Annotated in this window: 15 protein-coding genes; 5 read left to right on the top strand and 10 right to left on the bottom strand. The window is 68.0% G+C overall.

The window, feature by feature from the left end:
- Window positions 1-4 precede the first annotated feature (4 nt).
- Together menD and VKI00_RS09025 are read right to left on the bottom strand one after the other, a co-directional pair.
- A complete protein-coding gene (menD, locus tag VKI00_RS09020) occupies window positions 5-1,645 on the bottom strand; it encodes a 2-succinyl-5-enolpyruvyl-6-hydroxy-3-cyclohexene-1-carboxylic-acid synthase (protein WP_324436850.1) in 1,641 nt (546 codons plus the stop codon).
- A gap of 74 nt (window positions 1,646-1,719) precedes the next feature.
- Window positions 1,720-2,508 carry an alpha/beta hydrolase gene (locus VKI00_RS09025; protein WP_324436851.1) on the bottom strand — a complete coding sequence of 263 codons (789 nt, stop codon included), beginning with the start codon at window positions 2,506-2,508 and terminating at the stop codon, window positions 1,720-1,722.
- Window positions 2,509-2,650: 142 nt separating this feature from the next.
- Between VKI00_RS09025 and VKI00_RS09030 the strand changes: the two genes are divergently transcribed.
- On the top strand, window positions 2,651-3,478 hold the full coding sequence (locus tag VKI00_RS09030; RefSeq protein ID WP_324436853.1) for an alpha/beta fold hydrolase: 828 nt from the start codon (window positions 2,651-2,653) through the stop codon (window positions 3,476-3,478).
- A gap of 4 nt (window positions 3,479-3,482) precedes the next feature.
- Here the strand turns inward: VKI00_RS09030 and VKI00_RS09035 are convergent, their stop codons facing one another.
- The 5 genes from VKI00_RS09035 to VKI00_RS09055 are packed head-to-tail and all read right to left on the bottom strand — an operon-like array spanning window position 3,483 to window position 8,577.
- Entirely contained in the window at window positions 3,483-4,208 is a 726-nt protein-coding gene (locus VKI00_RS09035; RefSeq protein WP_324436855.1) for a sensor domain-containing protein, read from the bottom strand.
- Between the two features lie 43 nt (window positions 4,209-4,251).
- On the bottom strand, window positions 4,252-4,974 hold the full coding sequence (locus VKI00_RS09040; protein WP_324436856.1) for a DJ-1/PfpI family protein: 723 nt from the start codon (window positions 4,972-4,974) through the stop codon (window positions 4,252-4,254).
- Between the two features lie 16 nt (window positions 4,975-4,990).
- Window positions 4,991-5,953, bottom strand: a complete 963-nt coding sequence (locus VKI00_RS09045) for a GlxA family transcriptional regulator (RefSeq protein WP_324436857.1) — start codon at window positions 5,951-5,953, stop codon at window positions 4,991-4,993.
- Between the two features lie 54 nt (window positions 5,954-6,007).
- Entirely contained in the window at window positions 6,008-6,976 is a 969-nt protein-coding gene (locus tag VKI00_RS09050) for an o-succinylbenzoate synthase (RefSeq protein WP_324436859.1), read from the bottom strand.
- Window positions 6,973-8,577: an amidohydrolase gene (locus VKI00_RS09055; RefSeq protein ID WP_324436861.1), complete on the bottom strand. Its 1,605-nt coding sequence runs from the start codon at window positions 8,575-8,577 to the stop codon at window positions 6,973-6,975. Before VKI00_RS09055 ends, VKI00_RS09050 begins: the two co-directional genes overlap by 4 nt.
- 112 nt (window positions 8,578-8,689) lie before the next feature.
- Here VKI00_RS09055 and fadD8 point away from each other — a divergent pair, with 112 nt between their 5' ends.
- Complete coding sequence (gene fadD8 / locus VKI00_RS09060; RefSeq protein ID WP_414687158.1) at window positions 8,690-10,309, top strand: fatty-acid--CoA ligase FadD8; 1,620 nt, start codon at window positions 8,690-8,692, stop codon at window positions 10,307-10,309.
- Between the two features lie 69 nt (window positions 10,310-10,378).
- Here fadD8 and VKI00_RS09065 read toward each other — a convergent pair whose 3' ends face one another.
- Together VKI00_RS09065 and VKI00_RS09070 are read right to left on the bottom strand one after the other, a co-directional pair.
- The gene (locus VKI00_RS09065) at window positions 10,379-10,798 is read right to left on the bottom strand and encodes a PPOX class F420-dependent oxidoreductase (RefSeq protein ID WP_324436865.1); all 420 of its coding nucleotides are present in this window, start codon (window positions 10,796-10,798) and stop codon (window positions 10,379-10,381) included.
- 35 nt (window positions 10,799-10,833) lie between these two features.
- Window positions 10,834-11,388 carry a TetR/AcrR family transcriptional regulator gene (locus tag VKI00_RS09070; protein WP_324436867.1) on the bottom strand — a complete coding sequence of 185 codons (555 nt, stop codon included), beginning with the start codon at window positions 11,386-11,388 and terminating at the stop codon, window positions 10,834-10,836.
- An 85-nt stretch (window positions 11,389-11,473) separates the two neighbouring features.
- On the opposite strand from VKI00_RS09070, the gene VKI00_RS09075 reads away from it, so the two are divergent.
- Window positions 11,474-12,430, top strand: coding sequence for an aldo/keto reductase (locus VKI00_RS09075; RefSeq protein WP_324436869.1), 957 nt, complete (start codon window positions 11,474-11,476; stop codon window positions 12,428-12,430).
- An 18-nt stretch (window positions 12,431-12,448) separates the two neighbouring features.
- Here the strand turns inward: VKI00_RS09075 and VKI00_RS09080 are convergent, their stop codons facing one another.
- A complete protein-coding gene (locus tag VKI00_RS09080; protein ID WP_324436871.1) occupies window positions 12,449-13,162 on the bottom strand; it encodes a VIT family protein in 714 nt (237 codons plus the stop codon).
- A gap of 90 nt (window positions 13,163-13,252) precedes the next feature.
- Here VKI00_RS09080 and VKI00_RS09085 point away from each other — a divergent pair, with 90 nt between their 5' ends.
- Window positions 13,253-13,708 (top strand): nitroreductase family deazaflavin-dependent oxidoreductase, encoded by a 456-nt coding sequence (locus VKI00_RS09085; RefSeq protein ID WP_324436873.1) that lies wholly within the window; start codon window positions 13,253-13,255, stop codon window positions 13,706-13,708.
- Window positions 13,709-13,712: 4 nt separating this feature from the next.
- A partial coding sequence (locus VKI00_RS09090; RefSeq protein ID WP_324436875.1) for an enoyl-CoA hydratase-related protein occupies window positions 13,713-14,272 on the top strand: 560 nt, incomplete at its 3' end.

Genomic DNA, 14,272 nt, shown 5'->3' on the forward strand with positions numbered 1-14,272 from the left:
ACTTTCACAATGCGGCCTTGATGGCGGCATGCAGCTGCCGCAGCGAGGATCGGTCGGCCTTGACCTCGAGAACCCGCATGCCGGCGCCAGGCTCGTCGAGGGCGGGGCCGAGTTCGTCGACCTCGATCTGCCGGGTGTCGACGTGGTAGGCGCGACACAGCGCGCCGACGTCCACGTCGTGCGGGGTGCCGAAGACCCGGGACGACACGTCGGAGAACCGAGGGTCGCCCTGTTCGAGCAGTTCGAAGATGCCCCCGCCGTTGTCGTTGGACACCACGATGGTCAGATCTGCCGGTACCGGTTCGGTCGGCCCGATCAGCAATCCGGAGCTGTCGTGGACGAAGGTGAGATCGCCGATCAACGCGATGGTCCGACCACCGGTCTGGTCATGCGCTAAAGCCGCCCCGATCGCCGTAGACACCGTGCCGTCGATGCCGGCCACCCCGCGGTTGGAGCGCACTGTGATCTCTCCGCGATGCTTCGCGTCCCCGAGGCCGACCAGCGCGGCGTCGCGCACCGGGTTGGACGCGCCCAACACCAGTTGGTCACCGGGGCGCAGCGCGTCGGCGACAGCCGCCGCCACGTGCAGGCCGGTGGTGAGCGGGTGCGCCTTGAGCTGCCCGCGCACCGCGGCGATCGCCTGCCGGTTGAGCTCTGCGCAGCGGCGCAACCAGGCCGAGGTCGGCTCACCGGTGGTGGCCGCCCGGGTGCCGGTGGCCTGGGAATTACCTGACACGTCGGGCCAGCGCGGGCCGGTGGTCAGCGCATAAACCGGCACCGACGGGTCGGCCAGCAGCGCCGAGACCGGTCGATGGAGTGTGGGGCGGCCCAGCATGATCACCTGCCGCGGGCGCAGCAGCGGCAGCGCCAGCGGGTGCAGCGGATTAGCCACCGGCGGGGCGGTCGGCTCGGCGACGGTCGGCAACGCGGCCAACTCGGGTTGCGCGCCAGCGCCGTGACCGGCGATGACGACGGTGTCCAGGCTCAGGTCGACGTCCAGCGGCTGGTCGAAGCTGACCTGCGGGGAGAACGTCCATGGTTTGCCGCCAGGGCGTCCCGGCGGAGTAGAACCGGGTTCGGGGTCAGGCACCAGCGGCTCGCGCAACGGAATGTCGAATTGCACCGGTCCGGCGTTGGCGCTGCGGGCGCCGGTGGCGGCCGCAAGCACCCGGCAGGTGGCCGATCGCCAGGTCGCGTTGAACGCGTCCATGTGCTCCGGCGAGTCCTCGGCCAGACCGAGGCTGATTGTGGCGCGGACCTGCGTGCCGAAGTAGCCCAACTGCTCCATGGTCTGGTTCGCACCGGTGCCGAGCAGCTCGTAGGGCCGGTTGGCCGACAGCACGATCAGCGGCACCCGCGCGTAGTTGGCCTCCACCACCGCGGGACCCAGATTGGCCACCGCGGTGCCCGACGTCATCGCCACGCACACCGGCGCGCCCGCGGCGATCGCCAGCCCGATCGCCAGATACCCGGCGGTCCGCTCGTCGATACGCACGTGCAACCGGACCCGGCCGGCCCGGTCGGCCTCCTGCAGCGCGAATGCGAGCGGGGCGTTCCGTGAGCCTGGGCACAGCACGACATCGCGCACACCGCCGCGGATCAGTTCGTCTACGACGACGCGGGCCTGTGCCGTCGAGGGATTCACCAGACCAGCCTAGTCGGGCGACGATGCAGGCCCGCGGCCCGCTGAGGAGCCCGACAGTCAGCCCCTGGGTGCGTTTAGGCCCTCATACCGCTGAAGAACTGCAGCACCGCGGCGTTGACCGCCTCCGGCCGCTCGAGGAAACCGAGATGCCCGGTATCGGCTAATTGCAGGTACTGGCCGCTGGGTATCGCGTCGGCGACCTCCCGGCCCAGATTCGGCGGGGTCACCACGTCGTCGGCGAATCCGAGCACGAGCACGGGCGTGGTGATGTTGCGGTAGGCGGCCAGGTGGTTGCCCTGCGGCGAGATGGCACCTTGGCGGATAACCCCCGGGGTGAGCTTGATCGGCCAGACCGTGAACATGCCGATCCACTCGGCGACGGCCTCGTCGTTGGCCAGCGTCTTAGGCGAAAAGCTCTCCAGCAGCCGGATTTTCGCATCATAGGAGACCGGCAGTTGGACGCCGGAGGCGGCAAAGTCGTCTTCGGCGGATCGGAAGAACTCGCGGGCGCGGTCCAGCCGGCCGCGGGTGGCCATCAACACCGCCTGGCTGACCAGATCGGGCCGGGCCACCATCAGCTCCTGAGCGATAAACGCACCCATCGACACCGACACGATGCGCACCGGCCCAACGCCCAGGGATTCGATCAGCGCTGCGGTATCGGCGACCATCGTCTGCGTCGTGAAACCGTCGGCGTTCGCCGTCGCGCCCACCCCGCGATTGTCGAAGGTGATGACGCGGTAGCCCGCCGCCAGGAAAGCCTGCACCTGATACAGATGCCAGGTACGTCCGACACCGCCACGGCCGGCGATAAACAGGACGGGCTCTCCGGTCCCTTGGTCGTCGTAAGCCAGGTTGATCACGACGACGAACCTACGCGACGCCCGCGCGGTGGCAGCATCTGGCAGTTCGCGGCGTCGACCTGGCAGCAGGTCTTGAGCTCCGATTATGGGGAAGACATCCAGTAGGGAACACAACCGAGGAGTTCGAGGAGGAACGACCGACATGGCAGAGCTCACACTCAACCAGGCCACCATCGAATACCAGGAGTTCGGACCGCGGGATTCGGCGTATCCACCGGTGCTGTTCGTGCACGGCATCTTGGTGGACGGGCGACTGTGGCGCGACGTTGCCGAGAACCTGGGTCGCCGCGGGTATCGCTGCATCGTGCCGACCTGGCCGCTGGGCTCACACACCATCCCGGTTCGCGACGCGTCCGCGCTATCGCTGCCCGGTGTCGCGCAGATCATCAACGACGCGATCGTCGCCCTGGATCTTTCCGACGTGACGCTGGTGGGCAGCGACACCGGCGGAGGGTTGTGCCAATTGGTCGTCGACGCCCATCCGGAACGGATCGGCGGACTGGTGCTGACCAACTGCGACGCCTTCGAGGAATGCCCGCCCTACCCATTCGACGTCGCGTTCAGCGTGCTTCGCGGCCCCATCACGATCAAGGCGCTGATGGGCCCACTGCGGTTGCGGGCGCTGCGTCACTCGGCACTCGGCTTCGGGCTGCTCATCAACCGGCCGGATCCGGCCGTCACGGCCGCCTGGCTGCGACCGTGCCTCAACGACTCACGCATCTGCCGTGATCTGGCGGCGCTGCTGCGTCAGGTGGCCAAGACCGATCTGACCGACGTTGCCACCCGCTTATCCCGGTTTGATAAGCCGGTCACCCTGGTCTGGGGCCAGCTGGATCGTTGTTTCTCACCGAACCTTGGTCGCCGACTGTCCGGAGCGTTCGGCGAGGCGAAGCTGATCGAGGTAACGGATGCCAAGACCTTTGTCTCGCTTGACAACCCGGGCGCAGTGATCGATGCAATAGCGAGTTAGGCAGCTATGCCCAGAACGCGCACTCGTGCCCATGGGATGCGATCCGATCCAGGATCTGGTTGATCGCGATTGCCGGCTCGTCGGTCAGGTCGAATCCGGTGAACTGCAGGTCGACCACGACGTTGGACTTCGCCGCCAGGGCGTGTATGTCGGTGTAGCGCTTGTCGCTCGCAGTCACGTTGGAGATCATCGTCATGCAGCCGGAATCGATCGTGTCGCCGATGCGGTAGGACTCTTGCCAGTCAGTTGGCCGGGGATAGGCATACTTGAACTTCCGGCCGGCGCACCGACGCCACTGTGTGGCCTGATCGGCAACGAAATCCCTTGCGGCCGAATTATTGTCGAATGTGGCGACGCTCTGATCGACCCAGTGCGGCAAGCCTCCCCCGGTCACGTCCGACTCCCTGAGTTCGTAGAAGTCGCGGTACCCGCTGCCGTCATAGGAGCCCGCCATGCTGCTGAATACCGCACCCACACAGCTGGCGGGCTCGTAGATTCCCCGGGCGTCGGGCCGGGTCAAGGTGTCCTCGATGGCCATGTCTTCGAACTTCAGCAGCTGCTTCATCTCGTCGAGGCTGAGCAGTAGGCCCGGCAAGCCGTGCTCGCGCACCGCCGTCGTCGTCGCGCCACCAGGGCCGACGACGGCGGTACCGCCGACGGTGGAGGCACAAGCTCCTGTGGCGAGGCATACCGCCCACGCTAAAACCGCGATGACGCCGAGACGCCGCATCTACTCAGCATATGGGCGGTGGACGCCTTTATGCCGCAGCAATTTAGCGGCGCGCCGCCTTGGCTCGCGCGACCGACAGCGCGCGGTCCCAGAGCAGCAGCGTGCCGGCCTTGAGCTGGGCCGGTTTGGCGATATCCCTGGCCATCAGCGCGGTGGCAGCCGCCTTGGTCTTCGCGGACGCCTTGGACATGTGGCCGGAGTCGAACGGCGGCTGCGGATCGTATTCCATCGACAGCTGGATGGCCTTCGCTCGCTCATCGCCGCCGATCCGGCCGGCCAGCCACAACGCCAGATCGATACCCGCCGACACCCCGGCACTGGTGATGATGTCGCCTTCATGCACGACGCGTTCGTCGCCAACCGGGATGGCGCCCAACGGTTTCAGCATGGGCAAGGCCGCCCAATGCGAGGCCGCACGTTTACCGTTGAGCAAGCCGGCCGCCGCCAGAATGATCGAACCCGAGCACACCGACGCCGTCCACGTCGCGCTGTGATGCGCCTGACGCACCCAGTCCAGCAACGCCTCGTCGCGGGCGTGTTCGATGGTGGTCATTCCGCCCGGGATCAAAACCACGTCCGGCGAAGGGGTTTCGGCGAACGAATGGGTGGCGCCGATCATGAGCACGCCGGAGTCGGCGGTGATCGGACCCGGCTCGTGCCACACGAAGCGGACCTCGGCATCGGGCAGCCAGCGCAGCACTTCGTAGGGGCCGATGAAGTCCAGTGCGGTGAAACCGGGATATGTGACGATCGCGATCTGTGTCATGCGGTGCTCCTTGAGTTCAGGCGAAGGTTTTGCGGTATTGGTCGGGAGACACCCCGATGCGTCGAATAAAGTTGCGGCGCATGGTTTCCGCGGTGCCGAAGCCGCAGCGCGCAGCGATCGCCACCACGGTGTCGTCGGTCTGCTCGAGTTGTCGGCGGGCCGCCTCGGTGCGGACCCGTTCGACGTAAGCGCCGGGCGCCTCGCCGACCTCACCGGTGAACACCCGGGTGAAATGGCGTGGGCTCATCGCGGCGCGGCGCGCCAACTCGGTAATGCTATGCACGCCACCGGGTTCGGACTCGACGGCATCCTGAACGGCGCGGATCGGTTCGCGTTTGGCCCGGGCCACCCAGACCGGCGCGGCGAATTGCGTCTGCCCGCCGGGCCGGCGCAGGTGCAGGACCAGCCACCGGGCCACCGTTTGCGCAACATCGGTGCCGTAGTCCTCTTCGACCAGCGCCAGCGCCAGGTCGATGCCCGCGCTGACGCCGGCGGCCGTCCACACCGTCGGCGAACTGCGCACGAAGATCGGATCGGGATCGACATCGACCGCCGGGAATTCCCGCGCCAACTGGTCGGCGAACGCCCAGTGCGTGGTCGCCCGGCAGCCGTCCAGCAGCCCGGCCTGCGCCGCCAGGAACGCTCCGGTGCACACGGTGACCACCCGGCGGGCCTGTGGCGCCGTCGCGACGATCCAGTCGACAAGGCGCGGGTCGCGGCGGTCGCCGTGCACACCGCGACCACCCGGCAGGACCAGGGTGTCGACGGCTTCACTCGGGTCGGGCAGTTCGACGGCGCCGAAGGTCAACCCGGTCTCGGTGGTCACCGGCTGCCCGTCAACCGACGCCACCACCAGCTGGTAGCCCTCTTTTCCAGCGGCGCCCAGCACCAATGACGCCGAGGTGAACACCTCGAATGGGCCGACCAGGTCCAGCGCCTGCACGCCAGGGAAGCCGGCTATCAGGACTTTTCGTGCCATACCGGTAAGTGTTGGCGAAAGACGTCATGGCGTCTACGCCATGCAGCCCACAAATCAGGACATCAGCGGGTAGCAGGCCTTGACCCGGTCGATCCACCACTGCCGCCGCCGCGGCTCCGCGGCCAGCGCCTGCAGCCGCGCCGGGTCAGGTATCACCGGCGCGACCGGCAGGTAGCCGTCGACCGGTGTGACGGCTTCGGCGACGTCCTCGACGAACAGCCTGCCGGTGCCGAGCCCGCAGGCGTGCTGCAGTTCCGGCAGGGCCGCGGCGGCGGCCAAACCAACGCCGATCCCGACCGCAGAATCCAGCGCGCTGGAGATCACCACCGGAATGTCGATCTGCGCGGCGATCTGCAGCAGGGCCGAAATACCGCCCAGCGGTGCCACTTTCAGCACGGCGATGTCGGCGGCGCCGGCACGGACCACGGCCAGCGGATCGTCGGCTTTGCGGATGCTCTCGTCTGCCGCGATCGGTACGTCTGGCATGTCCGCGCGGCGGCGCAGTTCGGCGAGCTCGTCGACGGTGCCGCAGGGCTGCTCGAGATACTCCAGCGGACCGCTCGCGGTCAGCGCGAAGGCGGCCTCGACGGCCTGCGCGACGGTCCAGGCGCCGTTGGCGTCGACCCGCACGGTGGGTACCAGGGCGCGGACGGCGTCGACGCGGGCGACGTCGTCGGCCAGCGTCTGGCCGGGTTCGGCGACCTTCACCTTCGCGGTGCCCGCGCCGGGGAAACGGGCGAGGATTTCGGGCACCTGCGCGGCGGGGACGGCCGGGACGGTGGCGTTGATGGCGATGCGGTCTCGTCGGGGCGACGGCGCCGGCCGATAGGCCGAGTCGAGAGCGGCGGCCAGCCAGTGCGCGGCCTCGGCGTGGTCGTATTCGACGAAGGCGCCGAATTCGCCCCAGCCGGCCGGACCGTCGATCAGCGTCAGCTCGCGAGTGGTGATGCCGCGGAAGTGCACCCGCATCGGCAACGCCACCACATGCAGGCGGTCCAGGACGTCGTCAAGAGCGGGCGTCACCGCGCGTGGACCTGGTGGCCCGCCAGATACGTTGCACGCACGTCGAGGTCGGCGATCTGCTCGGGCGGCACAGTGCGCGGGTCGGCCGACAGCACCACCATGTCGGCATACTTGCCGACCTCCAGCGAGCCGATGATGTCGTCGGCGAACAGCTGCCACGCGGCGTCGATGGTCTGCGCGCGGATGGCCTGCTCGACGGTCAGCCGCTCTTCGGGTGCGAGCACCCGGCCGCTGGGCGCCGTCCGGGTGATCGCCACGCTGATGTTGCGCAGCGGCTCCTCGGGCGTGACCGGCGGATCGTTGTGCAGCGAGATGCGCATGCCGGTGGCCAGCGCGGAACCGGCTGGCATCCAACGGGATCCGCGCTCGGGCCCGAACAGCCCGTCGACAATGACATCACCCCAGTAGTGGATCTGGTCGACGAAGATGCTGCAGGTGACGCCGGGGTCGGCGGCGCGGCGGAGTTGCTCGTCCCGGATGGCGCCGACGTGTTCGAGCCGCAGCCGGTGATCGTCGCGGGGATGTTGGCGCAGGGCTTCTTCGTACACGTCGAGAATGGTGTCGATGCCGGCATCGCCCTGCACGTGGCAAGCCATCGGCCAGCCCAGCGGGAAGTAGGCGCCGACGATCTCGGCCAGCTGCTCACGGGTGTAGTTGGCGTGTCCGCAGGAACCCGGCGTCACACCGATGGCTCGGGTGGCGGCCGAGTCGAGGTACGGGAACGACAGCGCGATGTTGCCGATCCACGGCGAGCCGTCCACCCAGATCTTGATGCCGACCTGACGCACCGTGTCGTCACCGTCGCCGGGCGTCGCGTCGGTGGACATCTGCGGATTGGAGATCTCGTAGGTACGCAGCCGCACCGTCAGCCGGTCGCGCAGGCCGTCGACCAACGGCCGAAACGCTGGGTCGAAAGCCATCTCCGAACAGGTGGTCAGCCCCGCCCGGTTGAGCCGGGCGCACTCTGCGAGCAACATCGCCGGGTAGTCACCGGCGTTGATGGCCCCGTTCAGCAACGGAAACACCGCGCCGGTTTCCTGGGCGGAGCCGTCGAGTTCTCCATCGGCGGCGCGACCGAACTTGGCGCCCTTGGGGTCGGGGGTGTCGCGGTTCAGACCGGCCAACCGGGCGGCCTGGGAATTGAAAAAGGCCTGGTGCCCGGAGTTGTGGATGATCACCAGCGGCCCGTCGGGAGCGACGTCATCCAGCCAGGTCAGCGACGGCCACGGCAGTCCCTCCTGCAGCACCGGATCCCAGCCAATGAGGTAGGCGCCGTCGGATCCGTGGCGGGCCACCTCGCGACGAACGGCCTCGACGACGTCATCGGCGTCGCGCAGGGCGACCGGCCGGATGTCAACCAGCCGGTCCGACAGCGCGACCGCTTCCATCAGCGGATGGCCATGCGCCTCAACAAATCCCGGCATCACGCAGCCGTCACCGAGGTCAACGGTTTGGGTGTCGGGCCCGATGAACCCGGCCACATCGGGGCGATCGCCGACGGCGACGATGCCGCCGTCCGCAACCGCCAGCGCCTCGGCGGTGGGCCGGGCGTCGTCGACGGTCAACACGGTCCCGGTGATGACTAGATCTGCATCGGCCATGGCCGCAAAGCCTAATGATTGTCAGGGCCACCGAGGGCGCGGCCGACCCGAATTGCAACACGTTCTAGTCTGGCAACATGAGTCGCGCCGGCGATGATGCTTAAGCGATGCGATGAGAAGGAGCGGCGCCATGACGGACGAGCTGCTGCGCAACCCGACCCATAACGGACACCTGTTCGTTGGCGCGCTCAAGCGCCACAAGAACAGGCCGGTGCTTTTCCTCGGCGACACCACGCTGACCGGTGCTCAGCTCGCCGAACGTGTCAGCCAGTACGTCCAGGCGTTCGAGGCGCTCGGCGCCGGCACCGGCGTCACGGTCGGCCTGCTGTCGCTCAACCGCCCCGAGGTCCTGATGATCCTCGGCGCCAGCCAGACCCGGGGCTATCGCCGCACGGCCTTACACCCGCTCGGCTCACTGGACGACCACGCCTACGTGCTCTCCGACGCCGGTGCCACCGCGCTGATCATCGACCCCAACCCGATGTTCGTCGAGCGCGCAGTTGGCCTGCTGGAAAAGGTGGACTCGCTCAAGAAGATCCTGACCATCGGTCCGGTGCCCGATGAGTTGAAACATGTCGCGGTTGATCTGTCCGCCGAGGCGGCCAAGTACTCCCCCAAGCCACTGGTGGTGGCGGATCTGCCGCCCAACCACGTCGGCGGCCTGACCTATACCGGCGGCACAACGGGAAAGCCCAAGGGCGTGATCGGGACCACCGGCAACATCGCCACCATGACGCAGATCCAGCTCGCCGAATGGGAGTGGCCTGAGCACCCGCGGTTCTTGATGTGCACGCCGCTGTCGCACGCCGGCGCGGCCTTTTTCACGCCCACCGTCGTCAAGGGCGGATCGATGTACGTGCTCGGCAAGTTCGACCCGGCCGAGGTGTTGAAAGTCATTGAAGAGCAACGGATTATGGCTACCATGTTGGTGCCGTCGATGCTCTACGCGTTGATGGATCACCCCGATTCGCACACCCGCGACCTGTCGTCGCTGGAGACCGTCTACTACGGCGCCTCGGCGATGAACCCGGTGCGACTGGCCGAGGCGATCCGGCGGTTCGGCCCGATCTTCGCCCAGTACTACGGTCAGTCCGAGGCGCCGATGGCGATCACCTACCTGGCCAAGGCGGATCACGACGAGAAGCGGCTGACCTCGTGCGGTCGCCCGACGCTGTTCGCGCGGGTGGCGCTGCTCGGCGAGGACGGCAAGCCGGTGCCGCAGGGCGAGCCGGGCGAAATCTGTGTCAGTGGACCGCTTTTGGCCGGCGGCTACTGGCATCTGCCGGAGGCGACGGCCGAGACGTTCAAGGACGGCTGGCTGCACACCGGCGACATGGCCCGCGAGGACGAGGACGGCTTCTACTACATCGTCGACCGGGTCAAGGACATGATCGTCACCGGCGGCTTCAACGTGTTTCCGCGCGAGGTGGAGGACGTCGTCGCCGAGCATCCGGCGATCGCGCAGGTGTGCGTGGTCGGTGCACCGGACGAAAAGTGGGGCGAGGCCGTCACCGCGGTGGTGGTGCTGCGTACCGATGCGGCGTCCGACGACGACGCGATCGCGGCGATGACCGCCGAAATCCAGGCGGCGGTGAAGGATCGCAAGGGCTCGGTGCAGTCACCCAAGCGGGTGGTGGTCGTCGACGCGTTGCCGCTGACCGGGCTGGGCAAGCCGGACAAGAAGGCCGTCCGGGCGCAGTTCTGGGAAGGCGCCGGCCGCGCCGTCGGGTAGTTCTGCGCGCCGAGCGTCACGCCAGCGTGGCGCTCAGCTGCCGCCATCACTCTGGCGTGACGCTCGGCGTCACTGCCAGGGGCCGATTCCGCCGACCTTGTCGATGCGGATGTGGGTGACGAACCCGGGCGGCGCGCCCTCGGGCGGGAACGTGGTCGGGTCAGCCAGCGCTGCCGCCAGCGTCTTGAGCAGCTCCGGTGCGCCGCCCTCCTCGATCCGCGCCGTCCCCTCGATCGACAGGTACGGCCGCATGGCCTTGCCGGGATCCTGCGTCGACACGATCGTCACACCGACACGCGGATCGCGGCGAATGTTGCGGACCTTCTTGTGCTCGCCCAGATGGGCGCTCACCAGTTCGTCTCCGTCGGGCGTGGATCGCAATCCCACCCAGACCACCGTCACTTGAGGACTGCCGTCGGGATTCAACGTGACCAGGGTGGCGTCGGCGCCGTCGCCGATGAGTTCGCGGGCTGCTTCGTTGAGTTTCATGCAGACTTCTACCACCGCGTGCGTCGATTCATTCCCTACGGGGTTGTGGCGACACCTGCCACGAGCAAGTCAAGCAGTCGACCGGTCTGCTCCGGCGAATCGCTGGCCAGGAAAATGCCCAGCAAGCTCGACACCACATCGTCGGCTTGTACGTCCGAGCGCAGGCTGCCGTCGTCGGCGCCGGCCCGCAGCAGCAGGTCGACCGCACCGACCACGCTCGCCCGCGTCTGGCTCGGATGCACCGCGCCTGCGTCGAACAACGCGCGGAGCGACTCGGCCATCCCACGCTTGGCGGCCACGAACCCGGCGTAGCGATCCATCCACCGACGCAACGCCGTCTTGGGCGGATGCCGCTTGAGCAGTTGTTCGGCGGCCCCGGCTACTTCGGCGAGCTCGGTCCGGTAGATCGCCTCGACCAGCGCCTCCCGGTTGGGGAAATGGCGATACAGCGTGCCGATCCCGACGCCGGCGTCGCGGGCAATCGACTCCAGCGATACCGGCCGCCCGTCCGCGGCGGCGAACGCCGCGGTCGCGACCTCGAGCAACTTCTCCCGGTTCCGACGTGCGTCGGACCGGACGCTTCCAGCCAAAGCGGAGGCTCCTCCGTTTCTGCTACCCTCGAATAAGCGGAGGGTCCTCCGCATTTCTCCAGTGTCTCACGAGCGAGGGAGCACCATGACAGACCAACCGGCACCCGGCAGCCCTGGAGGGTCGAGCCGGATCGGCACCCACACGGTTGCCCGCATCGGCTACGGCGCCATGCAGCTGTTCGAGACACCGTCCGACAACGCCGCCGCCGTGCTGCGCCGCGCTGTCGACCTCGGCGTCAACCACATCGACACCGCGTCGTTTTACGGTCCCGGCGAAGTGAACCGCCGGATCCGGGCGGCGTTGTCGCCCTACCCTGACGACCTCGTCATCGTCAGCAAGGTCGGTGCGCGATACACCGGCGACGAACCGGTACCCCTGGCCGCGGCGCAGCGGCCCGCCGAGCTGCGCGCCGCCGTGGAGGACGACCTGAGCCAGCTGGGCCTCGAGCGCATACCGGTGGTCAACCTGCGACGCCTGGACCTCGGGCCCGGCCTGGCCGCCGAGGGCGACCAGATCGTCGACGTGGACGACCAGTTGGCCGAGATGATCGCGCTGCGCGACGAGGGCAAGATCGGCGGGATCGGCGTCAGCAGCGTGCCGCTCGACGTGCTGCGGCGGGCGTTGCCCGCCGGGATCGCCTGTGTGCAGAACGCCTACAGCCTGCTCGACCGCTCGCAGGAGGAGATGCTCGACGTTTGTAAGGCCGAGGGCGAGGATGACGAAAAAATAGCCTGGGTGCCGTACTTTCCGCTCGGGTCGGCGTTCCCGGGTTTCCCCAAGGTCGCCGACAACGCGGTGGTGGCCGAAATCGCCGGCGAGGTCGGCGCGACGCCGTCCCAGGTCGGGTTGGCGTGGCTGCTCGCTCACACACCGAACACGTTGCTGATTCCGGGAACGCGATCGATCGCGCATCTCGAGGAGAACCTCGGCGCGGGCGACGTCACTCTGAGCGCCGACGCGATCGCCCGGCTGGACGCCGTCACCACACCGGGGGTCAACCCGCACCCGCTCGGCATCGAGGGGTTCATCGAACAGCGCTGACTTTGCTTGCGCGAGCACTCAGGTGATCGCGGCGCCGACCAGATGACCGATCAGGTAGGTGACCGCCAGAGCCAGGCCCCCGCCGATGAAATTGCGCAGTACCGCGCGATGCCTCGGTGCTCCACCAAGTCTGGCCGACACCGCCCCGGTGATCACCAGGGCCAGCAACACCGCCGCGACGGTGACCGGGATCCGCAGCTCGACGGGCGCCGCCAGGATCGCGATCAGCGGCAGCAGCGCGCCGATGCTGAAGGACAATGCCGACGACAGCGCGGCCTGCCACGGGTTGGTCAGCTCCGCGGGATCGAACCCGAGCTCGACCTCGGCGTGTGCGGCGATCGGGTCATGGTCGGTCAGTTCCTCGGCGACGGTCCATGCGGTGGCCGCCGACAACCCTTTGGCTTCATACAGCGCCGCGAGTTCTTCCAGCTCGGCGGTGGGGTCCGCGCGAAGCTCTTGGCGTTCCTGCCGCAGCAGCGCCTGTTCGGTGTCGCGCTGCGCACTGACGGAAACGTATTCACCTAGCGCCATCGACACCGCGCCGGCGGCCAACCCAGCGATTCCGGCAGTCATGATCGGACCCCGTGCGACGGTCGCCGCGGCGACACCGACGACGATGCCCGCCGTTGACACGATCCCGTCGTTGGCGCCGAGCACCCCGGCGCGTAGCCAGTTCAGTCGGGCCGAAACCGAACCCAGATGCGGCTCATGCGGATGCGCGGTGGCGGACACGGACCCATACATTAAGCAACTCACACCGCCGCCGCCAGGAAAGATAGCCTTGCCAAAGCGTTGCCGAAGCTGACGAGTACCGTCGCCGGTATGGCCAGCAGCAAACCAGTCCGGCCGCCGTGGTGGCTGAAACCGGCGAACAAGGTCTTCATCCAGATGTCGCGCTTGGGCATGAGTTTCGGCGGTGAGAGCCCGGTCGTGTTGACGGTGCCCGGACGCAAATCCGGCCGCGAGCGCTCGACTCCGGTCACCCCGATGACGGTCGACGGTCGGGAGTACGTTGTCGCCGGATTCCCCGGCGCCGACTGGGTCGCCAACGTGCGAGCCGCCGGACGGGCCAGACTGGCCCGCGGCCGAAACGTACGACAGGTGAACCTGGTCGAGATGTCCGCCGACGACGCACGGCCGTTGTTGCGGGTCTTCCCGATCGAGGTGCCCACCGGCGTCGGCTTCATGAAGCGATCCGGGCTGGTCACCGAAGGCACGCCTGACGAATTCGAGGCGTTGGCCGGCCGCTGCACGGTGTTCCGGCTGGACCCTGTGTAACCCGATGAGTGACAACCCTTTTCACGCCGAAGACTGGAAACCGATCGACGGGTTCGGCGAGCTCACCGATATCACCTATCACCGCCACGTCAGCGACGCCACCGTGCGGGTGGCGTTCAATCGGCCCGAGGTGCGCAACGCGTTTCGGCCGCACACCGTCGACGAGCTCTACCGGGTGCTCGATCACGCCCGGATGTCGCCCGACGTCGGGGTGGTGCTGTTGACCGGAAACGGCCCGTCGCCCAAGGACGGCGGGTGGGCGTTCTGCTCCGGAGGGGATCAGCGCATTCGCGGGCGCAGCGGCTACCAATACGCCGCGGGCGAGACCGCGGACACTGTTGATCCCGCGCGCGCCGGAAGGCTGCACATCCTCGAGGTGCAGCGGCTGATCCGGTTCATGCCCAAGGTGGTGATCTGCCTGGTCAACGGCTGGGCGGCGGGCGGCGGGCACAGCCTGCACGTGACCTGCGACCTCACCCTGGCCAGCCGTGAGCACGCCCGGTTCAAGCAGACCGACGCCGACGTCGGCAGCTTCGACGGCGGCTACGGCAGCGCATACCTGGC

Origin of the sequence: Mycobacterium sp., from assembly GCF_035314665.1 — a bacterium.
In the GTDB taxonomy this organism is placed as follows: Bacteria; Actinomycetota; Actinomycetes; order Mycobacteriales; family Mycobacteriaceae; genus Mycobacterium.

Excerpts from the sequence above, each read along its gene's own strand:
- VKI00_RS09045 (WP_324436857.1), bottom strand. The coding sequence starts at position 5,953 with ATGGCACGAAAAGTCCTGATAGCCGGCTTCCCTGGCGTGCAGGCGCTG.
- VKI00_RS09065 (WP_324436865.1), bottom strand. The coding sequence starts at position 10,798 with ATGAAACTCAACGAAGCAGCCCGCGAACTCATCGGCGACGGCGCCGAC.
- VKI00_RS09035 (WP_324436855.1), bottom strand. The coding sequence starts at position 4,208 with ATGCGGCGTCTCGGCGTCATCGCGGTTTTAGCGTGGGCGGTATGCCTC.
- VKI00_RS09040 (WP_324436856.1), bottom strand. The coding sequence starts at position 4,974 with ATGACACAGATCGCGATCGTCACATATCCCGGTTTCACCGCACTGGAC.
- VKI00_RS09030 (WP_324436853.1), top strand. The coding sequence starts at position 2,651 with ATGGCAGAGCTCACACTCAACCAGGCCACCATCGAATACCAGGAGTTC.
- VKI00_RS09055 (WP_324436861.1), bottom strand. The coding sequence starts at position 8,577 with ATGGCCGATGCAGATCTAGTCATCACCGGGACCGTGTTGACCGTCGAC.
- fadD8 (WP_414687158.1), top strand. The coding sequence starts at position 8,690 with ATGAGAAGGAGCGGCGCCATGACGGACGAGCTGCTGCGCAACCCGACC.
- VKI00_RS09075 (WP_324436869.1), top strand. The coding sequence starts at position 11,474 with ATGACAGACCAACCGGCACCCGGCAGCCCTGGAGGGTCGAGCCGGATC.
- VKI00_RS09085 (WP_324436873.1), top strand. The coding sequence starts at position 13,253 with ATGGCCAGCAGCAAACCAGTCCGGCCGCCGTGGTGGCTGAAACCGGCG.